Raw genomic sequence first — 21397 nt, 5'->3', positions numbered from 1 at the left:
AGGTTACTGGTCGGTACGATAAAGTCGCGCATCGCCATAGCCCCGCGCGATGATTTTCGCACGCGCACTTTGGGCCTCCGCACGCGTTGCGAAGGGGCCGACGCGGATGCGGTAAAGCCCGCCGCCCGGCGTGACATATCCGTCCAGTTCACCGGCCAGCCTTTCCGCACGGTCCCGGTGGGACAGTGCAGCGACCTGAACGACGTAGCGCCTTTCCGTCCCGGAAGCGGCGGCCGGATTTGAACGGGACGGCGTGGTTGTACCGGCGCGAACCAATGCCGGATCGGCCGCGGCTTTCCTTGTTGCCGGCGGGGGAATCTCGGCCGGCTTTTCAGCCTTCAGTTGCGCCCGCAGACCGCGCAACAGCGCTTCCGGGGCGGGAAGCCGCGGGGCTGCGGGCCTCCCCGCCGAAATGGCGGCAAGGTCCGGCGGGCTCGGCATGGCCTTGCGAACACGCACCGGCATCGGTGCCGGGGAATCGGGTTGAAGCATGTTCGCCGCCATCGGCGAAAGCGCGATGATCCGGTTGTCGCGGACCGTTCGGTCGACGATCTTCACCAGGATCGTCGCGCCGGTATCCAGCGCGGTGACTTCCGCGAAATCCCCGGCGTTCAGCCCCGGACTGGCCGCCACTGCGCCCCCCTGCGCCGCCAGTGATTCGTCGCGCAACGCATATCCGGTCCGGTCGTAGTGGCCATGGTCATCGGCGTCGTGCTGCGAACTGCCGCGCGGTTTGCCATCGCTTCCGTCGGGATAGAGCGTTGTTTCGGCGGGCGGACGAACACCCTGCTCCACCTGGCCGTCGCCGGGCGGATAGCTGTGGTCGGGAACGTCCTGCGCCGCCGCCGGCGATATCGCCAGCACCAGCGACAGGATCGGCAACAGACTATTGCTCGATTTCATCGGCCAGCAGCCCCACCGTCAATGCATAGAAATTGGAGCAGTTATAATCGAGGATGACGCGGTAGTTCCCCGTCAGCAGATAAGCGGTCTTGCCAGGGCCGTCGGGTTCCAGAAGCGTCGCTTGGATATCGTCGTCCGGCCATGTGCCGCGTTCCGCCACGAAGCCCATGGCACGCCATTCCTTCATCGTCCGCCATTGGCTGTAGCGTTCGTGGACACGTGGACAACGCGGGGAAAAGGTGCGGTTCACCATCGCCGAACGATTGTAATTCGTCGGCACCCGGACCGGAATCCCCCAGGGCTCGCCCGGTCGCCATCCGGCATTAACGAAATAGTTCGCGATCGACGCCAGGGTATCGGCATCGCTGTTCCAGATATCGGCTTTGCCGTCGCCGTCGCCGTCGCGCGCGAGCCGCAGATAGACCGACGGCAGGAATTGTGGGCCGCCCGTGGCCCCCGCCCAGCTTCCCTGCAGGGTGTCGCGCGGGATACCGCGGTCCATGATCTTCAGCGCAGCGATGAATTCCTCGGAAAAGAGCTCGCGTCGCCGTCCTTCATAGGCGAGCGTCGCCAGCGCACGCGGCAGATCGAACCCGCCCGTGACCGCGCCGTAGGCGGTTTCATTGCCCCAGATCGACACCATGATCGATTCGGGTACGCCGGTTTCCTGCTCGATGGATCTGAGCTGGTCCCGGTTGCGAAGATAGGCGGCGCGACCCAGGCGAATCCGCGCCGCATCGACGTGCCGGGCGTAATAGGGCGCATAATCGGGGATCGGCGCGTTGGGATTGCCGCCGGGCTGATCGCGATCGAGTTCGATCACCCGCTCGTTGAGCGTAAGCGTGGGAAACACCGCGTCGATCGTCGCATTGCTGACCCCTTCGCGCGCGGCTCTGGCCTGCAGCGTTTTCAGATAGCCCTGAAAACCGGACTCCGTCTGCGCGCAGGCGGAGGTCGCTGACGCGGTCAGCAGGCCGGCGACGGACAGGTACAAAGCGAGACGGGATTTGAAACGCGGACTGGACATGGCCGAATCCTTGCCACAGCGCGCCGCGCGCATGAACCCCCAAACGCTGCCTCTTGCGCAAAACCGTATCGCTGCCATAAGCGGCGATCTGCCGGACCGGAGAGGTGGCCGAGTGGTTTAAGGCAGCGGTCTTGAAAACCGCCGTGGGTTCACGCTCACCGTGGGTTCGAATCCCACCCTCTCCGCCAGTCGGTCCAGGCGGTTAGTGGGTTGCGTAGGATGCTTCGATCAACGCGTGGAAGACGTCGATCGACAAGGGTTCTTCGAAGTCGCAGCCGGCCTCCAGGCCGCGAATCCAGGCGACGCGCGCGATCCGAGGGCCGAAACGCGGCATCGTCAACCAGATCAGTGCGCCCTTGCGCAGTTCGGAATAACTCTGGACACGGCAGCCGTGCAGGGAAAGGTCGACCACCTTGCATAGCGCGCGGTTGATCGCACCGTGGCCGAGCTTGGCTTCGAGCGAGACTTCGGCGCGGTGGGATCGCCGCCACCCGAGCATATCGAGGGATTCGACCGGCTCGAATTCAGCGGCGAAGGGTTCAGGTTTCGCGACATCAATCATGCCACGAAACCTACGTCTGCAATGGCTAATGCCCTGTTAACGGCCCGCCGAAAGCGGTGACTACTTCTTACCCAGGGAAAGCCCGCCGAACCGTTTGTTGAAGCGCGCGACCTGGCCGCCCGAATCGAGCAGCCGCTGGTTGCCACCGGTCCAGGCCGGGTGCGAGGTCGGATCGATTTCGAGCTGCAGCGTATCGCCTTCCTTGCCCCAGGTGGAGCGGGTCTCGAACACGGTGCCGTCGGTCATCTGCACCTTGATGGTGTGATAATCGGGATGGGTATCGGTCTTCACAATCTGTTCTTTCGTCTGAATGGCTGGTTTCCGACCAGCCGAGATCGTCGGAAGGCGGCGCACTACACCCCGCCTCTCCCAATTGCAACCGCGCTTGCCCTCAGGCCTCGGGCGGGTCCGCGATCATGGCCGTAAAGCTCGCCTCTGCCACCGTCTGACCGTCGATCGCCGCCTTGCCGGCGAACTTGCAAACGCTGCTGCGTTTCTGCACGAATTCGACATCCAGGTGCAAAAGCACGCCCGGCTCGACCGGCCTGCGGAACTTCGCGTTCTCGATCGCCATGAAATAGACGAGCTTGCCCGATCCGGCGAGACCAAGCGATTCCACCGCCAGAACGCCGGCCGCCTGGGCCAGCGCCTCGACGATCAGCACGCCCGGCATGATCGGGCGTCCGGGAAAATGTCCCTGGAAGAACCCTTCGTTGATCGTCACCGCCTTTACTGCCCTGATCGACCGGTCGGGCACGATCGCCTCGACGCGGTCGACCAGAAGCATCGGATAGCGGTGCGGCAGGGCCGCCATCACCCGCCCGATGTCGAGCGGGCCAAGGGCGGCCGTGTCGTCGCTATCCCCGCTCATCGGCCGTTGGGCGACGGGTTCGACTGCGGCTGGGTCGGCTGCACCGTCGCCGGCGCCGTGCCCGCCGCCTCGTTCTGGCCGGGCTGCCAGTTCGCCGGCGGCGTGGTGCTGACATTGGTGACCAGGCGATTGAGCTGCGCGGTGATGTCCGACGTGATATCGGTCGTCGGCGCCGCATAGATCACGCTGTCGGGACGCAGCAGGATCTGCACGTTCTTGCCCTGCAGCGCTGCCTGGACCGCGGCCTGGTACTGCTTGCTGATCTGCTCGAGCGCATAGGCGCGGGCGCGCTGCACCGGCTGGGTCAGACGACTGATCTCTTCCTTGGCGGCTTGCTGCTTCTGCTGAATCGTACGGGCCTGCTGTTGCAGCGCGTTCTGATCCGGATTGGCCGCCTGGCGCGCCTGCTCGAACGACTGAACGAGCGGCTTCAATTCCGCCTGCACGGCATCGCTGCGGGACTGCGCCTGGTCGATCTGCGCCTTGTACGTGGTCTGGATCTGCGCGATCGCATTCTTCCAGGCCGTCGTGTCCTGGATCGCCTGTTCCGGGTTCGCCACGGCAACGCCCGAAACCTGGGCTTGCGCGGGAGCGGCAATGGCGATCGGCGCCAACGCGGCGGCCGCTAAGAGCATTTTGTTGGTCATAGTCATCAGAATTGAGTTCCCACATTGAAAGTGATGAGTTTGGCGTCGTCACCGGGCTGGGTGACCAATGCCTTGGCGAGGTCGATGCGCAGCGGGCCGAACGGCGAGTTCCAGTTCACGCCGATGCCCACGGAGACGCGCGGCGAGGCCGAATCGCCGACGAACCGTTCGTAGAACGGCGCCGTCGTCGTCGAATAGACGGTGTTCTGCGATGTGCCGGAGCAGGCGCCGCCATAGCTGTCGGCATAGCCGACCTGACAGGTGGTGAGCGATCCGCCATTGTCGCCGGCATCGGCGGGCACGACGTAAAGCTGCCGGCCCGAGCCGTCCTTCACCGGCGTCACGATCGGCAACAGCGAGGGCGAGCCGTCCTCGTTATAGAGAAGATTGCCGTCTTCGTCGGTTGCCTGTTCGAAATTGGCGGTCGGGAGCGGCCGCTTGATGTTGAACAAGGCCCCGACCTGAAGATAGATCGAAGGCCGCAGACCGAGTTCCTGCGCGCCCGAGCCGAGCGGAATTTCAAGCTCCGCCTTGCCCAGATAATAGGCCTTGCCGCCCAGCGGATCGTCGACGATCCGATCGTTGTCCGTCACCAGCATCTGGTCGCCGCCGGCCACCGTACCCGTATAGGGTATGCGCTGCACGCGCGGGCCGACACCGCGAATGTCGAAACCGTGAAATTCCTGGCCAAGATAGAAGCGGTCGGTGATCCGCACGGCGTCGACGCCGGGGCCGGGGCTGTCCTCGAGCGCGTGGATATAGCCGCCTTCGCCGCTGAGCGAGAAGATGAAGCCATCGCCCAGGCCCCAATATTTGTCGGCACTGGCGCGACCGCGGATATATTGCACGTCGCCGCCCACACCGGCGAAATCCATACCGAGCACAACCCGCGAGCCGCGCGTCGGGCGGTAGTAGCTGTTGAGGCTGGAGTAGATCAGCGACGCGCCGATCGACGAGGTCAGGCGATTGCCCACCGCTTCGCAGAGATAGCGCCCGGCGCGCAGCGGATCGCAGGTATCGGCGATACCATCCCCGTCCGTGTCTCGGTAGAAGGTGCCCTTGTCGAGCGAAACGTCGTCCTGCGACAGCCGATAGCGCCCGGAAAGCTGCCAATATTCGGTGAGCGGGATCGACGAGACGATCTGAAACCCGGTGGAGACCTGCGAATAGGTCGTGTTCCGGTCCTGCCCGATATAATTGAACGAATTATAGTCACGCCGGAAGATCGTGCCGCCCAGCGCGATCGGCTTGTCGAACAGATAGGGTTCCGTGAAGCCCACTTCCGCCGATTTCGAATAGGACGAATAATCGAGCTGGATATGCGCCTGCTGGCCCATGCCGCGGAAATTGTTCTGGCGCACGGCAGCCTGGACGAGAAACCGTTCTAGGCTCGAGAACCCGGCCGACAGCGACAGTTCGCCGGTCGGCTTCTCCTCGACATCGGCGTTGAGCACGATCCGGTCGTCGGTCGTGCCCTTCTGCGTGTCGATCTCGAACTTGTCCTGGAAGTAGCCGAGCGAGTTGATGCGATCCTCCGACCGCTTCTTCAGGAAGGTATTGTACGGATCGCCCTCGGCCAGCCGCATCTCGCGTCGGATCACCTCGTCCTGGGTCTGCGTGTTGCCGTTGATGTTGACGCGCTCGACATAAGTGCGCTGGCTTTCCGCGATATTGAACCCGATCGCCATCGTATGGTTTTCGTGGTCGGGCACGAAATTCGGCTGAACATCGGCGAAAGCGTAACCGGCGAATCCGGCCGTCTCGCTCAACTGGTCGATCGAGTCTTCGACCTGCTTCGCGTTGTACCAGTCGCCTTCCTTCATCGGCAGCGACCGGGCCAGTTTCTCATCGTCGAAATCGCGGATTGCGCTGTCGACCGTGACCGGGCCGAACTTATAGCGCTGCCCTTCTTCCACCACATAGGTGATGATGAAATCCTGTTTGTCCGGCGTCAGCTCGGCGACGGCGGATACCACGCGGAAATCGGCATAGCCCTGCGTCAGATAGAATTGCCGCAGCTTCTGCTGGTCATATTGCATCCGGTCCCGGTCGAAGCTCGTGCTCGAGCTGAAGATACGGAACCAGCGCGCCTGCTTGGTCGCCATCTCGTCGCGGAGATCGTCGTCGGAAAACTTCTCGTTGCCGATGATGTTGATCTGGCGAACCTTCGATTTCGGCCCTTCGTGAATTTCGAAGATCACGTCGACGCGGTTCTGGTCCAGCTTCACCATCTGCGGGTCGATGCGCGCGGCATAGCGGCCCTCGCGCCGATAAAGTTCGATGATCCGCGCCACATCGGCGCGAACGGCGGTGCGGGTGAAGATCTGCCGCGGGGCGAGCTTGATCTCCTTGACGATCTTGTCGTCCTTCAACCGCTTGTTGCCTTCCAGCACCACACGGTTGATCACCGGGTTTTCCTGGATGCGGATGACGAGATTGCCGGTTTCGACGCCGGCGATCTCGACGGAGGACAGGAAATCGCTCTGATAGAGGTCCTTGATCGCCTGGTCGATCGTGGCGTTGGTATAGGGCTCGCCGACGCGGAGCTTGGTATAGGACAGGATCGTCTCCGGCTCGATACGCTGCGAACCCTCGACCCGGATCGACTTCACCACCTGCTGCTCGGCCGCGGGCCGGCTCTGACCTGCCGCCGCTGCGGCCGCCCGGCGCGCGATATCCCGCGCCGACTGCTGCCCGGCAGGAGCGGCAGCCGATGGAGCCGGGGCCGGTGCCGCCGCCACGTCCTGGTCCGCGGAATCCCGTTCCGCGACCTGGGCATGGGCCACGCCGAGACCCGACAGCATGGTGCATGCCAGCGCGAGCGCCTTGGCGTTGGTACTCGATTTGTAAGCCTTGATAGCTGTCACATCCCACCCCAGTCGGAGAAAAAACACTTGGCGCCGCTCGCGGTCCGCTGCCCCTGCCCTAAGCGCATCAACCGATCAACCCGGCCAGATGCCGCCACACGCCGATCGCGTCGAGATCGTTGAACGTCACAAGCAGAAACAAGGCGAGTATAGCCGCCAGGCCGCCGCGATAGGCCCATTCCATCGCACCGGGGCCGACTGGACGGCCGCGCACCGCTTCGATCGCGTAAAAGAACAGATGACCGCCATCGAGCATCGGCACTGGCAACAGGTTGATGAATCCGAGATTAATCGAGATCAGCGCGATGAAGGATATGAGCGCCGGCCATCCAAGCGCCATCTGCTGCCCCGACATCTGCGCGATCCGCAGCGGCCCGCCAAGTTCGTCCACCGAACGCCTGCCGGTAATGATCTGGCCCAACCCGTCGATCATGCTGCGAAGCGTGCCGCCGACGAGACGTATGCCCGCGGCCGGCGCCTCTGCCAAGCCGACCGGTTCGTAAACGCGCGGCCCCGATGCGACGCCCAACTGGCCTCGCGTGTAACGATTGCCGAAGCGATCCTCCTCATGCGCGGCGCCGAGCGTGATCCGCGCGTCGAAGGTTTCGCCATCGCGCTCGACGACCATCGGGACGGTGGCGCCAGGTCGCAAGACGGTGAACTGCGCCAGGTCCTGAAACGTGTCCATCTGCCGCCCGCCGATGCTGACGATCGCATCGCCCTGCTTCAGGCCGGCCGCGGCAGCCGGACTTTCCGGCATGACCTGTCCGACCACCGCAGGCGTGCGGTCGACTCCGTAGGTCATGGCGAACGCGGCGAAAATCAGAATAGCGATGAGGAAATTCATCACCGGCCCGGCCAGGACGATCAGCGCGCGTTGCCACAGCGAACGGGCCTGGAACGTCTGTCGCCGCTCCTCCGCCGGCAGTGCGAGCCAGTCCGCATCGGGCTTGCTGGCAGGATTCATATCTCCGGCGAACTTCACATATCCGCCCAGCGGCAGCCAGCCGAATTTCCACCGCGTGCCGCGCTTGTCGGTAAATCCCGCGATTTCGCGCCCGAAGCCGATCGAAAAAGCATCGGCCTTCACGCCGCACCACCGGCCGACCAGATAATGGCCCAGCTCATGCAGAAAGACGAGCGGCCCCAACACCAGCGCGAACGCGATGATTGTGACGAAAAAGCCGGGAGACTGGATCAACGGACGCGGTTCCTTACTCGGCGATCGGCAATGGCTCTCGCTTCTGCGTCGACCGCCAGCACGGCGTCGAGCGTTTCCGGAGCCGGAGGATCATAGCCGGAAAGCGTATCGCTGACGATTGCGGCAATTTCGAGGAATCCCAGCCTGCCGGCAAGAAAAGCGGCGACCGCCACCTCGTTGGCGGCGTTCATAATCGCCGGGCGGGCGCCGCCTGCGGCCAGGGCCGCCCGGGCGAGGTCGATGGCGGGAAAACGCTCCGGGTCCGGCACTTCGAAATCGAGCTGTGCAATTTTGGCGAGATCAAGACGTTCAACCGGCACAGCCATCCGATCCGGCCAGGCCAGCGCATGAGCGATCGGCGTCCGCATGTCGGGCGATCCAAGCTGCGCCAGGAACGAGCCATCGACATATTCGACCAGCGAATGGATGACCGACTGCCGGTGGACAAGGATATCGAGTTGTTCGGCCGCCACCGGGAAAAGGTGGAACGCCTCGATCAGTTCCAGCCCCTTGTTCATCATCGTCGCCGAATCGACCGAGATCTTCGCGCCCATCGACCAGTTGGGATGGGCCACCGCCTGCGCCGGCGTAATCGCCTCCATCGCCTCGCGCGACCACCCGCGGAACGGCCCGCCGCTTGCGGTCAGCACGATCCGGCGGACGCGCGCCGCCTGGTCGGGGTCGAAGCACTGGAACACGGCATTATGCTCCGAATCGACCGGAAGCAGCGTGACGCCGGACGACCGTGCAGCCGCCGTCATCACGCCTCCCGCGGAAACGAGCGACTCCTTGTTGGCGAGCGCCACCGTCCGCCCCGCCTCCATCGCCGCCATGGTCGGCTTCAGTCCGGCGCAACCGACGATCGCCGCCATCACCCAGTCGGCATCCATGCGCGCGGCCTCGCACACGGCGTTCATGCCGGCGGCAATCTCGACCGGCGCCCCCGCCAGCGCGTCGCGAAGATCCGGCAAAAGCGATTCGTCCGCGATCACCGCGCGCTGCGCCCCCGTGCGCCGGGCGGCGGCGCTCAGGCCGGACACGTCCCGGTGCGCGGTCAGGGCGACCACTTCAAACATCTCGGAATTGCGTTCGATCAGATCGAGCGTCGATCTACCGACCGAACCCGTGGCGCCGAGAACCGTGACCCGCTTCACCGCACGACCTCCGGCAGCAGGACGAGCAGCGCGGCGATCGGCGCAACCGGCACGAGACCGTCCAGCCGATCCAGGAAGCCGCCATGTCCGGGCAGCAGATCGCCCGAATCCTTCACCCCCGCGCGGCGCTTCAGCCAGCTTTCGAACAGGTCGCCCATCTGAGCCGTCACCGCCAGCAATGGTGTGGCGATCGTCAGATGAAGCGGCAGGCCGAAGCGGAAGAGTATGGCGGCGAAGAACGCGGTCGCGACCACGCCGCCGAACAGACCGGCCCAGGTCTTGTTCGGGCTTATTGCCGGGGCCAGTTTTGCCCCGCCCAGGCTGCGGCCGGCGAAATAGGCACCGATGTCGCAAGCCCAGACCAGCGCCATCGCCCAGAACGCCAGCAACAGCCCGTCATCGCGCTGGCGCAGCCAAAGCAGCGCGAGGATCGGCAGACCGACATACACGATGCCCGCGCCCAGCACAGCCCTGCGGGTGGCGATGGCCGTGAAGAAGGCAGCGCCGCCAATCAGCCCCAGGGCGAAGAACCCGGGTCCGGCGGCGAGCCAGGGCGGCGCCATGATCGCGAGCGGCACCGACAAGGCGAACTGGCCCAGCCGCCGCGAATTCTCGGACGCATGGGCCAGGTTTGCCCATTCGCCCATCATCAGGAGCGCGACGATCACCAGCACGAGCCAGAACAGCAGCCCGCCGCTCCACAAGGCAAGGGCGGCGAGGAGGATCAGCCCCGCACCGACAAGCGCGCGGACCGGCAGATCGGAGGGCATGCCGCCGCCGGTCGTCACAGTCCGCCGAAGCGCCGATGGCGAGCGGCGAAGCCCTCCAGCGCAGCCTCCAATGCCGCTTTGTCGAAATCGGGCCAGAGCGTGTCGACGAACATCAGTTCGGCATAGGCGGCCTGCCACAGCAGGAAGTTGGACAGCCGCTGCTCTCCCGACGTTCGGATCATGAGGTCCAGCGGCGGCAGATCGTGCGTCGCCAGCGCGCGCTCGAAGCGTGCTTCGTCGATTTCGTCGGGTATCAGCCCCCCGCTTGCAACATCGGTCGCAAGGCGCCGCGCCGCCGCCGTGATTTCCGCCTGCGAACCATAATTGAGCGCGATGACCAGCATCGGTCCGTGATTGCGCTGCGTGCGGGCGACCGTTTCGTCAATCATCGCGACCAGATCGGCGGAAAGCGCGCGATACTCCCCGATAACGCGCAAGCGGACATCCTCGCGGATCAGATCCTCGGCCTCGGTCTGCAGAAACCGGCGCAGCAACCCCATCAAGTCGCGAACCTCTTCCTCCGGCCGCCGCCAGTTCTCGGAGGAAAAGGCATATAGCGTAAGCACCTCGATGCCGAGCTCGCGCGCGGCGCGCGAAATCCTTCGCACCGCTTCGACGCCCTTTCGATGCCCGGCAATCCGCGGCAGATGCCGGGCTTTCGCCCAGCGCCCGTTTCCGTCCATGATGATGGCGACATGACGGGGCGGTTTGCCGCCACCCGTGCCGGGATGGGGCGCGTTGGCCCGTTGGGGCATCACTGGCTGAGGATTTCCTTTTCCTTCGCCTGCGCCGCAGCATCGATATCGGCGATGGTCTTGTCGGTCAGCTTCTGCACCTCGTTTTCATGGCGCTTGCGCTCGTCCTCGGACAAATCGCCCTTCTTTTCGTCGGCTTTCAGGCTGTCCATGCCGTCGCGACGCACATTGCGCGCGGCGATGCGGGCCTTTTCGGCATATTGCCCGGCCAGCTTCGCCAGTTCCTTACGCCGTTCCTGCGTCAAATCCGGAATCGGCAGACGGATATTGGGACCATCCACGATCGGATTGAGCCCCAGCCCCGCGGACCGGATCGCCTTTTCGACCGGCTGCATGTTCGACTTATCCCATACCTGAACCGACAACATGCGCGATTCCGGCGCGGATACCGTCGCGACCTGGTTGAGCGGCATGTTGGCGCCGTACACCTCGACTGTAACCGGATCGAGCAGCGTCGTCGACGCCCGGCCGGTGCGCAGGCCGGCTAGATCGTGCTTCAGCGCCTCTACAGCGCCCGCCATGCGGCGTTCGAGGTCGGCCTTGTCGAATGCGGCCATGAACTGATCCTTTTCTATTCCGGGTTGTTCTGCACGATCGTCGATGTTCCCTCGTTCCGAAGCGCGTTGGCCAGATTGCCCTCCGCCCGGATGTTGAACACGACGATGGGGATATTGTTGTCGCGGCACAGAGCCACGGCGCTCGCGTCCATGACTTTCAGGTCGTCCGCCAGCACGCGATTGAAGCTCAGAGCGGCATAGCGCCTGGCATCGGGATTTTTCTTGGGATCGGAATCGTAAACGCCGTCGACGCTGGTGCCCTTGAACAGGGCGTCGCAGCCCATCTCGGCGGCGCGCAGAGCGGCGGCGGTGTCGGTGGTGAAAAACGGATTGCCGGTGCCGGCGGCGAAGATCACCACCCGGTTCTTTTCCATGTGGCGCACCGCGCGCCGGCGAATATAGGGTTCGCACACGCTCGACATCGGAATGGCCGACTGGACGCGCGTGTCGACGCCGAGATGCTCCAGCGCATTCTGCAGCGCCAGCGCGTTCATGACCGTTGCCAGCATGCCCATATAGTCGGCGCTCGCGCGGTCGAATCCCTTCGCCGCTCCGGCAAGGCCGCGAAAGATGTTGCCGCCGCCAACGACGATGCAAAGCTCGAAGCCCGCCTCTTTCGCCGCCGATATCTCGCGCGCGACGCGCTCGCAGGTGGCGGGATCGATGCCGAACTCGCCCTCGCCCATCAGGACCTCGCCCGACAATTTGAGGAGGATGCGATTGAAGGTGGGCGTGCTCATGAAACCAACTGACAGGAAATAAGGAAGCGGCGCGGACCTTAGAGGTGCCGCGCCGCCATGCCAAGCAGTGAAACGAACGATCGGCGCGGGGCGCCGATCGCGCGAATCCCGATTACTTCTTCGTGCCCGCCGTGGCCGCCACTTCGGCCGCGAAGTCGCTTTCTTCCTTCTCGATACCCTCACCGAGCTGGAAGCGGACATAGTCCTTGAGGACGATCTTCGCGCCGGCGTCCTTGCCGGCCTTGGCGACGACGTCCGCAATCGGGGTCTTGTTGTCGATCACGAAGATCTGGCTCAGAAGGGCATTCTCCTTCGCGAACTTCTTCACCGAGCCTTCGACCATCTTCTCGATGATCTCGGCCGGCTTACCGGATTCCTGAGCCTTTTCGGTCGCGATCTGGCGCTCGCGCTCCAGCACGTCCTGGTCGAGGCCCGATTCGTCGAGCGCCAGGGGGAAGGTCGCGGCGATGTGCATCGCGAGCTGGCGGCCCAGCGGTTCGAGCACGTCGACACCGGCATCCGATTCGAGCGCGACGAGCACGCCGATCTTGCCGAGATTGCCCGAAACCGCATTGTGCACGTACGGGATCACCGCACCTTCGGACACTTCCAGCACCTTGGCGCGGCGAATGCTCTGATTCTCGCCGATCGTGGCGATATTGTTGGTCAGCGCATCCTCGACCGTGGTGCCCGACGGCATTTTCGCCTTCTTCAGGGTCTCGACGTCGTCGCCTTCCGCCAGCGCGATCTGGGTGACCTCGCCCACGAAATTCTGGAACTGCTCGTTCTTGGCAACGAAATCGGTCTCGGAATTGACCTCGACCGCGGCGCCCTTCGGACCGGCGACGGCAACGCCGACCAGCCCTTCGGCCGCGGTCCGGCTGGACTTCTTCTGCGCCGCGGCGAGCCCCTTGGTGCGCAGCCAGTCGACCGCGCCTTCCAGGTCGCCGCCGCTTTCGTTCAGCGCCTTCTTGCAGTCCATCATGCCGGCGCCGGAGCGCTCGCGCAGTTCTTTCACCGCTGCTGCCGTAATCTCGGCCATGTCATCTTCCTCGGTTTTGCAACTGAATACAGGATCGGGCGGAACAGGGTATTTCGCCCCATCCCGCCCGCATTTCGTTTCGCGCGACGGATCAGGCGTCGATCTGACGCTCGCCTTCTTCGGCCGTTTCCGGATCAGTTGAAGCGGCCTTGTCTTCCGGGTCGCCGTTCGCGGGCCCTGCGTCCGCCTTCTTCTCCGCCTCGGCGGCGGCGGGCTTCGCCTCCGCCGCAGGCTGCTTCGGCGCCTCGGCCGGCGCTTCCGGCGCCTCGCTCAGCGCGGCTTCGGCCGGCGGCTCGGCCATCGCGCCGACATCGGCGCCCGACCTGGACATGGCGTCCTGCCCGCCCCGGGAAGCGGCGACGGCGATCGCTTCGCAATAAAGACGGATGGCGCGGCTCGCATCATCATTCGCCGGAACCGGAAAGGCGATGCCGTCGGGCGAAACATTCGTATCGAGCACCGCGACCACGGGAATGCCGAGCGTGTTGGCTTCCTTGATCGCCAGCTCTTCCTTGTTCGCGTCGATGACGAACATGATGTCGGGAAGGCCGTTCATGTCGCGAATGCCGCCCAGCGACAGCTCGAGCTTGTCGCGCTCGCGGGTCATCTGCAGGACTTCCTTCTTGGTGAAGCCGTGCGTGTCGCCCGACAGCGTCTCCTCGATATTCTTCAAACGCTTGATCGAGCCCGAGATCGTCTTCCAGTTGGTGAGCATACCGCCCAGCCAGCGATGGTTGACGAAATGCTGGCCCGAGCGGAGCGCCGCTTCGGCGATCGGCTGCTGCGCCTGCCGCTTGGTGCCGACGAACAGCACCTTGCCGCCCGACGCGACGGTCTGCGAAATGAAGTCGAGCGCGCGCGCGAACAGCGGAACGGTCTGCGACAGGTCGATGATGTGAACGCCGTTGCGATCACCGAAGATATAAGGCTTCATCTTCGGGTTCCAGCGATGGGTCTGGTGACCGAAATGCGCGCCGGATTCAAGCAATTGCTGCATGGTGACGACAGGTGCCGCCATAGGGATATCTCCTTACCGGTTGGTCCGCTGGGAAGCGATGACCCCTGAAAGGGGCACCGGGTTATGTGCTTCCCATGTGGAATGAAGCCGCGCCCTTATAGGAATGCGAAAGATAATTCAAGCGTTGACAAGAAGAACGAATATGGAACATAGAGGGTTCATCGCGGCACTATCGACCCCGCGACCGGCCAAAAACGCTTGAAATCGCGCGCGTATCGACCACCGCGCCATAGGAGGTTCACCATGGGCTCTGTCGTCGCTTTCCTGATCTTCGGCACCGCGCTGACAGCGGCCGTCTGGACCATTGTCGCCAGTGTGCGCGATCAATCGACCTATATCCGCATGTTGCTGCTTCAGGCCGTCGGCCGCGGCGAGGTCACTCCCCCGCTTCAGCCCCATCGCCAGGGCCGCGCGGCGGCTCGCCGGTTTGCGCGTGAGGCGATACGCCCGCACTGGCGCGCTGCCGCCTGATACGCCGATAGGATCGCACGCTGAACGGGATGGTGGCGAGATAAGCGACGGTGAGCACTGTCAGGGTTTGCCACGGCGCCGTCACCAGGGCCGCTCCGGCGATGACGACCACGACGATGGCCTCGAACCGGATATGCCGCCGGAGTTTGAGCGACGACCAGGAATAGGTGGCGATGCTCGACACCATCAGGAATGCGGCGAAGGCGACCCAGACCGTCACCAGCCAGGGCGAACGAAAGATCGGCAAGCCGGTGAATATCCACAGATAGAGCGGCAGCATCGCGGCCGCCGCGCCCGCCGGGGCTGGAACGCCGGTCAGCAATCCCGCGGATTTGTGCGGCTGGTCCGTCACGTCGATCCGCGCGTTGAACCGCGCCAGGCGCAAGGCGCAGAAGACGGCATAGACCAGCGCGATGATCCAGCCGAGCTTGGGTACATCGATCAGCGCCCAGAGATAGAGGATGATCGCCGGCGACACGCCGAAGGAGATGGCGTCCGAAAGCGAATCGAGTTCCGCGCCGAACCGCGTCTCCCCGCGCACGAGCCGGGCGATCCTGCCGTCGATCCCGTCCAGCACGCCGGCGATCAGGATCATCAGGACGGCACGTTCCCAGTCGTCCGCGATCGCGAAGCGAATGCCGGTCAACCCGAAGCACATGGCAAACGCCGTTACGGCATTCGGCATGACTGCCCGGAGTGGAATCCCGCGTTCCATTCGCCGCCTGCGCCGGGGCGCTCTCACTGGTCGATGCCGTCGACCGGGCAGCCGCCGGTCCTGGCGAGAACGGTTTCCCCCGCCACGCTGCGCTGCCCGAGGGCTACCTGGCAGACCATGTCGTCGGGCAGATAGACGTCGACGCGGCTGCCGAAGCGGATCAGGCCGACCCGCTGGCCGGTCGCGACGATATCGCCGGACTTCACGAAACTGACGATACGGCGCGCGACCAGGCCGGCAATCTGGGTGAACCCGACGCGGCGCCCGTCCAGCCCCTCGACCAGGATATGCTGGCGCTCATTTTCTTCGCTCGCCTTGTCGAGATCGGCGTTCAGGAACTTGCCCGAAATATAGACGACCCGCCGAACGGTGCCGGCGAGCGGCGTACGATTGATGTGGACGTCGAACACGCTCATGAAGATCGACACGCGCACCAGCGGTTCCGCGCCCAGCCCGTCTTCTCCACCGAGTTCGGCGGGGACCGGCACGCGCTCGATCATGGTGATCAGGCCGTCGGCGGGTGCGGTGAGCACGTCCTCGCCAATCGGCGTGACGCGAACGGGATCGCGAAAAAACGCCGCGACCCACACGGTCAGGCCGATGAACGGCCATGTCAGAACGGGCACGAAAAGCCAGACGATGAAGGTGATCGCCGCCGCGATGGCAACATATTTGCGCCCCTCCGGATGGACGGAGGGAAAGCGCCACTTGACGGTGGTCGTGCCGATTTCGGGCTTTTCGAGCGAGGTCATGATCCGGTTCTAGCTGTGCTGTATGTGTAATACAATTGCCTGACTGCGCCCCGTCATTCAGTTTTCCGGCAGCAGAACCATTCTATATTCGAGCAAATGCCTGGGCCGTTATATATCGATCGGCGCCGCCTGCCGACACCCCGCAGCAGGTTCCTGTCCGCCGCTGCCGCGTTGCTCGTGGTTGCCGGTCTCGCTTTGATACTGGCGGCGGGTCTGCGCGTGGATCTGCGACAGTCGAGGCAGGCGGCGCTCGATCTGTTCGACGTTCGCCGCCGCGGCGCTTTCCCCGAAATGCGGCCCGCCCCTCCCCGGCCCGCATCGCCTCACTCCGGCAAGGCGGCCCCGCCGAACAGGACCGCCCGTCCCACACCCGTCGCGGCCGCCGACCCGGAGGTGACCACCCTTCCCCCGCCCGTGCCGGCAGCGCCGGTTGCCGGCACGATGTCCGATACCGATGCCGGGGCCGCCCTTCTGCCCGGTCCCGGCACCGGGGCCGGCGGCGAAGGAAGCGGCACAGGCAGTGGCCATGGCGATCTTGGCGTCGGCGGCGGCGTCGCGATCGGGTCGAAGCGGATCGCCGGCACGATAGATGATGCGGACTATCCGCCGAGCGCCCGCGCTGCCCGAGCAGAGGGAGCCGCCACCGTTCAGTTCATTGTCGGAACCGATGGCCGGGCGCACGATTGTACGGTCATGCGCTCAAGCGGCAATGCTGCGCTGGACGCCACCACCTGCCGCCTGATTGAGCAGCGCTACCGCTATCGTCCGGCGCGGAACCTCGACGGCGATGCCGTGCCGGAACGGCGCGCCTGGAAGCAGAGCTGGTGGCTGGAACGCGGCCGAGGTCGGCTTGATCGCTCGCACGCCACGCCCTAGGACGCTCGGCGATCCTGTACACCCTCAGACAAGAAGCGAGAGATTGATGGCGAAGATCAAGGTGAAGACGCCCGTCGTGGAGATCGACGGCGACGAAATGACCCGTATCATCTGGGCGTGGATTCGCGAGCGGCTGATCCAGCCCTATCTCGACATCGACCTTGAATATTACGACCTTTCCGTCACGAAGCGCGATGAGACCGACGACCAGATCACGGTCGACGCCGCCAACGCCATCAAGAAGCACGGCGTCGGCGTGAAGTGCGCCACCATCACCCCCGACGAGGCGCGGGTCGAAGAATTCGACCTCAAGAAGATGTGGCGCTCCCCCAACGGCACGATCCGCAACATCCTGGGCGGCGTCGTTTTCCGCGAACCGATCGTCATGTCGAACGTCCCGCGCCTGGTGCCGGGTTGGACCAAGCCGATCGTCGTCGGCCGCCATGCCTTCGGCGACCAGTACAAGGCCACCGACTACAAAGTGCCGGGACCGGGCAAGCTGCGCCTCGTCTTCGAGGGCGACGACGGCACCGTGATCGATGAGGAGGTGTTCCAGTTTCCCGGTTCGGGCGTCGCCATGGCGATGTACAACCTCGACGAATCGATCCGCGATTTCGCCCGCGCCAGCATGAATTACGGCCTGCAGCGCAAATGGCCGGTCTATCTGTCGACCAAGAACACCATCCTCAAGGCGTATGACGGCCGCTTCAAGGACCTGTTCCAGCAGGTGTTCGAGGAAGAGTTCGAGCAGAAATTCAAGGATGCCGGTATCGAATACCAGCACCGGCTGATCGACGACATGGTTGCCAGCGCGCTCAAATGGCATGGCGAATTCGTCTGGGCCTGCAAGAATTACGACGGCGACGTGCAATCGGATCAGGTCGCCCAGGGCTTCGGCTCGCTGGGCCTGATGACCTCGGTCCTCATGACTCCCGACGGCAAGACGGTCGAGGCGGAGGCCGCGCACGGCACCGTCACCCGCCATTATCGCCAGCACGAGCAGGGCAAGGCGACCTCGACCAATCCGATCGCCTCGATCTTCGCCTGGACCGGCGGTCTGAAATATCGCGGCAAGTTCGACAACACGCCGGATGTCACCAAGTTCGCGGAGACCCTGGAAAAGGTCTGTGTCGACACCGTCGAGGGCGGTCAGATGACCAAGGACCTGGCAATCCTGATCGGTCCGGAACAGAGCTGGATGACGACCGAGCAGTTCTTCGAGGCGATCCGATCCAATCTCGAGATCGAGATGAAAAAGCAGGGCCTGGGATGATCCTGCCAATCCTATCCCTCGATGGGAGAGGATAGCGGAGCCTGGCGAGGGTGAGCGGCGCGCTGCGTCGCGCGATAAATCGCTACCCCTCGCCCAGCTTCGACTGCGGCCCCTCCCTTGCAAAGGGAGGGGTGGCGTGCGCGGCAATCACGGTCGATGTGCGGATGCTTTCGGCGACCGGACATGCTCCGGCCGGAATCCCAGCCCGATCGCGCGTGCCGGAATGCGGCGAAGTGGGGGGAAGCGATCGATCGCGCGCGCGATCAACGGCGGTCGTTCGAGCGGATCGGCACCTTCGAGCAGCGGCGCGATGACGCGGTCCTGAATCGCCTTCTGCATCGCTTGGGTAAGCCGCGTCGGCAGCATGCGGCGATCCTCGATACGATGGAGCAGCGGGTCGGGGTCGTCGCCCGCCGCCATCGCCCCCGCGAGCACATTGGCCGCGGCGACGGCATCCTGCACCGCGAGATTGATGCCGACGCCGCCGATCGGCGACATCGCGTGCGCCGCGTCGCCGATGATCTGCAGGCCCGGCTTGTGCCATTTCTCCAGCCGGTCGACGGTCACGGTAAGCAGTTTGACGTCGTCCCAACGCGTGATCGCATCGGCGCCTTCGGCCGTTTCGGGCCCGACGGCGCCCACCCGATCGCGGAACTTGTCGAGGCCTTCCGACCGAATCCTGTCGGCGCCGCCCTTGGGAAAGACCAAGGCGCACTGCCAATAATCGCCGCGGTCGATCAGCACGAAGATGCGGCCGCTGTCGAACACGCCCATCGAATCGTTTTCCGGCTGCTCGGTCTTGGGCAGGCGAAACCAGAACACGTCCATCGGCGCGCCGATTATGCGCGACGGCAGGCCGGCGTCGCGGCGGATCGTCGAATGACGACCATCGGCGGCGAGGACGAGGCGGCTTCGTATCTCGCCCTCGCCGGTGCGCACGCCGATCACGCTGCCCGCTTCCTCGATCAACCCGGTCGCCTCGCATGATCGGTGCAGCGTGAAGGACGGATAACGCCGCGCGACATCGGCGACGAAATCTAGGAAATGCCATTGCGGCATCAGCGCGATATAGGGCGCAGGGACGGCCAGGTGCGTGAAGTCGACGATCCGGAGCTGCTCGCCGGCGATGCGCCCGCCGATGCGGTCGACGCGCTGGTGCGGGCGATCGAGCAGTTCGTCGAGCAGCCCCAACTCGTGAAAGACCGTAAGTGTCGAGGGGTGGACGGTATCCCCTCTGAAATCGCGCAGGAAATCGGCGTGCTTTTCGAGTACCGTCGTCCGCACGCCGGCACGCGCGAACAGCAGGCCGGCGATCATTCCGGCGGGTCCGCCGCCGACGATGCACAGATCGGTGTCGATATCGGCCATTGCGACATGACAATGCACCCTCTTGCCGCTTAGATAAATGCCATGGCATTCAGTCTCGAAAATGGCGGCTTCAGCGATGCGCTGGTGATCCTCGGTGCCGCGGGACTGGTGATCCCCGCCTTTGCGCGTTTCCGGATCAGCCCGGTGATCGGTTTCATCCTCGTCGGCCTGCTGGTGGGACCTGCGGGGCTCGGCGCGCTCGTGCCGCGATATTCCCTGCTCTATCACGTCACCATTTCGGATCCGCACTCGATAGAACCGTTTGCGGAATTCGGCATCATTCTGCTGCTGTTCTCGATCGGACTGGAACTCTCCTTCAAACGCCTATGGGCGATGCGCACTCTGGTGTTCGGCGTCGGTGCAGCGGAACTCCTGATATCCGGTCTGATCATCGGGGTGGTGCTGCATTTCATCGGCCAGGCCTGGAGCGGCGCAGTCGGCCTGGGGCTCGCGCTGGCATTGTCTTCCACCGCGCTCGTGCTGCCGATCGCGGGCACGCAGAGCGCATCGGGGCGCGCCGCCTTCGCGATGCTGTTGTTCGAAGACCTCGCCCTGGTTCCGATCATCTTCCTGCTCGGCGCGCTCGCGCCCAATGCCACCGATGAAGGCTGGTCCAATCTCGTCAACGTCCTGATCCGCGGCGGGATCACGATCGCCGTGCTGTTCATCGGCGGACGGCTGGTTCTTCCCCGCCTGTTCGCGCAAGCGGCGCGAACCAAGAGTCCCGAACTTTTCCTCGCGGCAAGCCTGCTCGTCGTCATCATCGCGAGCCTTGCCACGGCAGCGGCCGGGCTGTCGCCGATCGTGGGTGCGCTGATCGCCGGCCTGCTGATCGCGGAGACCGAATATCGTGCAGAGGTCGAAGTGATGACGGGCCCCTTCAAAGGGCTGGCGCTCGGCGTGTTCCTCATCACCGTGGGAATGCGGCTGGACCTGCGGCTGGTCGCCCTGAACTGGGAATTGCTGCTGGTCGCCATCCTCGGCGTGATGCTGGTCAAGGCGGCCGTCACGACCGCACTCGTGAAACTGACCGGCGCCCGCACCGGCACGGCCGCCGAAACCGGGGTGATGATGGCCAGCCCGTCGGAAACGACGCTGATCGTCATGGGCGTTGCGAGCGCGGCCGGGCTGATCCTGCCGTCCACTGCGTCGTTCTGGACGACGGTCACGGCGATCGGGCTTACCATCACACCACTGCTGGCCAAGGCGGGCCAGACGATCGCGCGGAATATCGAGCGCCGCACCGACGCCCTGCCGCCCGAAGCGGAAGTGACCGCCGAAGGCCCCGGCACCGTCATCATCGGTTTCGGCCGCGTCGGCCGTACCGTCGCCGACATGCTTCAGATGCACGGCAAGAAATTTATCGCGATAGAGGCCGATATCGATGCGGTGAATGCCGCGCGGCGCGACAATTACCCGATCATCTTCGGCGATGTGTCCCGCTCGGAACTGGTCGACCGCCTGAACCTGGGTCGCGCCGATGCGCTGATCCTGACGATGGACGAGCCGGTGCTGTCGGTGAATCTGACCAGGCGGGTGCGCGGCTGGGTGCCCGCCATTCCCATCATCGCCCGTGCCCGCGACTGGAACCATGCCGCCGAGCTTTACAAGGCAGGTGCGACCGACGCGGTGCCGGAAACGCTGGAAAGTTCGCTGCAACTGTCCGAGGCCGTGCTCGTCGATCTGGGCGTGGCAATGGGCCCGGTCATCGCCTCGATCCACGAAAAGCGCGATCAGATGCGCAAGGCCATCCAGCAAGCCGCCGAACTCGACCGCGAACCCAAGCTGCGACGGACCCGGGTTGGCGAAGCCGCGCCGGAGGCCTGAG

21 protein-coding genes and 1 tRNA gene are annotated in these 21397 nt (G+C 64.6%); 4 read left to right on the top strand and 18 right to left on the bottom strand.

Features of this window, described 5'->3' with window-relative positions; genetic code table 11:
• Positions 1 to 3: 3 nt before the first annotated feature.
• Positions 4 to 903: an SPOR domain-containing protein gene (locus tag RPR59_RS08565; RefSeq protein ID WP_313913061.1), complete on the bottom strand. Its 900-nt coding sequence runs from the start codon at positions 901 to 903 to the stop codon at positions 4 to 6.
• Positions 887 to 1930 carry a lytic murein transglycosylase gene (locus RPR59_RS08560; RefSeq protein WP_313913059.1) on the bottom strand — a complete coding sequence of 348 codons (1044 nt, stop codon included), beginning with the start codon at positions 1928 to 1930 and terminating at the stop codon, positions 887 to 889. The genes RPR59_RS08565 and RPR59_RS08560 overlap by 17 nt, the downstream gene beginning before the upstream one ends.
• A gap of 98 nt (positions 1931 to 2028) precedes the next feature.
• Here RPR59_RS08560 and RPR59_RS08555 point away from each other — a divergent pair.
• Positions 2029 to 2118 (top strand) — tRNA-Ser (locus RPR59_RS08555).
• A gap of 14 nt (positions 2119 to 2132) precedes the next feature.
• On the opposite strand, the gene RPR59_RS08550 is transcribed toward RPR59_RS08555, so the two are convergent.
• The 15 genes from RPR59_RS08550 to RPR59_RS08480 form a co-directional block, all read right to left on the bottom strand.
• Positions 2133 to 2492, bottom strand: coding sequence for a PilZ domain-containing protein (locus RPR59_RS08550; protein ID WP_313913057.1), 360 nt, complete (start codon positions 2490 to 2492; stop codon positions 2133 to 2135).
• A gap of 60 nt (positions 2493 to 2552) precedes the next feature.
• Positions 2553 to 2783, bottom strand: coding sequence for a 50S ribosomal protein L31 (gene rpmE / locus RPR59_RS08545; protein ID WP_313913055.1), 231 nt, complete (start codon positions 2781 to 2783; stop codon positions 2553 to 2555).
• Between the two features lie 100 nt (positions 2784 to 2883).
• Positions 2884 to 3363, bottom strand: a complete 480-nt coding sequence (gene fabZ / locus RPR59_RS08540) for a 3-hydroxyacyl-ACP dehydratase FabZ (RefSeq protein ID WP_313913053.1) — start codon at positions 3361 to 3363, stop codon at positions 2884 to 2886.
• Positions 3360 to 3977 (bottom strand): OmpH family outer membrane protein, encoded by a 618-nt coding sequence (locus RPR59_RS08535; RefSeq protein ID WP_313913050.1) that lies wholly within the window; start codon positions 3975 to 3977, stop codon positions 3360 to 3362. Before RPR59_RS08535 ends, fabZ begins: the two co-directional genes overlap by 4 nt.
• Before the next feature lie 38 nt (positions 3978 to 4015).
• Positions 4016 to 6877, bottom strand: coding sequence for an outer membrane protein assembly factor BamA (gene bamA, locus RPR59_RS08530; protein ID WP_432280252.1), 2862 nt, complete (start codon positions 6875 to 6877; stop codon positions 4016 to 4018).
• Between the two features lie 67 nt (positions 6878 to 6944).
• A complete protein-coding gene (gene rseP / locus RPR59_RS08525) occupies positions 6945 to 8078 on the bottom strand; it encodes an RIP metalloprotease RseP (RefSeq protein ID WP_313913047.1) in 1134 nt (377 codons plus the stop codon).
• On the bottom strand, positions 8075 to 9232 hold the full coding sequence (locus RPR59_RS08520; protein WP_313913045.1) for a 1-deoxy-D-xylulose-5-phosphate reductoisomerase: 1158 nt from the start codon (positions 9230 to 9232) through the stop codon (positions 8075 to 8077). The genes rseP and RPR59_RS08520 overlap by 4 nt, the downstream gene beginning before the upstream one ends.
• Complete coding sequence (locus RPR59_RS08515) at positions 9229 to 10002, bottom strand: phosphatidate cytidylyltransferase (protein WP_313913043.1); 774 nt, start codon at positions 10000 to 10002, stop codon at positions 9229 to 9231. Before RPR59_RS08515 ends, RPR59_RS08520 begins: the two co-directional genes overlap by 4 nt.
• Positions 10003 to 10016: 14 nt before the next feature.
• Positions 10017 to 10757 carry an isoprenyl transferase gene (locus RPR59_RS08510; RefSeq protein WP_313913042.1) on the bottom strand — a complete coding sequence of 247 codons (741 nt, stop codon included), beginning with the start codon at positions 10755 to 10757 and terminating at the stop codon, positions 10017 to 10019.
• The gene (gene frr / locus RPR59_RS08505) at positions 10757 to 11314 is read right to left on the bottom strand and encodes a ribosome recycling factor (protein WP_313913040.1); all 558 of its coding nucleotides are present in this window, start codon (positions 11312 to 11314) and stop codon (positions 10757 to 10759) included. The genes RPR59_RS08510 and frr overlap by 1 nt, the downstream gene beginning before the upstream one ends.
• Before the next feature lie 14 nt (positions 11315 to 11328).
• On the bottom strand, positions 11329 to 12054 hold the full coding sequence (pyrH, locus tag RPR59_RS08500; protein ID WP_313913038.1) for a UMP kinase: 726 nt from the start codon (positions 12052 to 12054) through the stop codon (positions 11329 to 11331).
• A gap of 112 nt (positions 12055 to 12166) precedes the next feature.
• Positions 12167 to 13096, bottom strand: coding sequence for a translation elongation factor Ts (gene tsf, locus RPR59_RS08495; protein WP_313913036.1), 930 nt, complete (start codon positions 13094 to 13096; stop codon positions 12167 to 12169).
• Between the two features lie 91 nt (positions 13097 to 13187).
• Positions 13188 to 14114 (bottom strand): 30S ribosomal protein S2, encoded by a 927-nt coding sequence (rpsB, locus tag RPR59_RS08490; protein WP_313913034.1) that lies wholly within the window; start codon positions 14112 to 14114, stop codon positions 13188 to 13190.
• Between the two features lie 376 nt (positions 14115 to 14490).
• Positions 14491 to 15270, bottom strand: a complete 780-nt coding sequence (locus RPR59_RS08485; protein ID WP_313913032.1) for a CDP-alcohol phosphatidyltransferase family protein — start codon at positions 15268 to 15270, stop codon at positions 14491 to 14493.
• A 53-nt stretch (positions 15271 to 15323) separates the two neighbouring features.
• Positions 15324 to 16052 (bottom strand): phosphatidylserine decarboxylase, encoded by a 729-nt coding sequence (locus tag RPR59_RS08480; RefSeq protein ID WP_313913031.1) that lies wholly within the window; start codon positions 16050 to 16052, stop codon positions 15324 to 15326.
• Positions 16053 to 16493: 441 nt separating this feature from the next.
• On the opposite strand from RPR59_RS08480, the gene RPR59_RS08475 reads away from it, so the two are divergent.
• The gene (locus tag RPR59_RS08475; protein WP_313913028.1) at positions 16494 to 16928 is read left to right on the top strand and encodes a TonB family protein; all 435 of its coding nucleotides are present in this window, start codon (positions 16494 to 16496) and stop codon (positions 16926 to 16928) included.
• 46 nt (positions 16929 to 16974) lie between these two features.
• A complete protein-coding gene (locus RPR59_RS08470; protein ID WP_313913025.1) occupies positions 16975 to 18201 on the top strand; it encodes an NADP-dependent isocitrate dehydrogenase in 1227 nt (408 codons plus the stop codon).
• A gap of 147 nt (positions 18202 to 18348) precedes the next feature.
• Here RPR59_RS08470 and RPR59_RS08465 read toward each other — a convergent pair whose 3' ends face one another.
• Positions 18349 to 19569: an FAD-dependent oxidoreductase gene (locus RPR59_RS08465; protein WP_313913023.1), complete on the bottom strand. Its 1221-nt coding sequence runs from the start codon at positions 19567 to 19569 to the stop codon at positions 18349 to 18351.
• Between the two features lie 42 nt (positions 19570 to 19611).
• Between RPR59_RS08465 and RPR59_RS08460 the strand changes: the two genes are divergently transcribed.
• Entirely contained in the window at positions 19612 to 21396 is a 1785-nt protein-coding gene (locus RPR59_RS08460) for a cation:proton antiporter domain-containing protein (protein WP_313913020.1), read from the top strand.
• Position 21397: the final 1 nt, after the last annotated feature.

This window comes from Stakelama saccharophila, from assembly GCF_032229225.1.
Classification (GTDB): Bacteria; Pseudomonadota; Alphaproteobacteria; order Sphingomonadales; family Sphingomonadaceae; genus Sphingomonas; species Sphingomonas saccharophila.
Note: the sequence above shows the minus strand (reverse complement) of the source record. Positions and strands in the feature narration are given on the sequence as shown.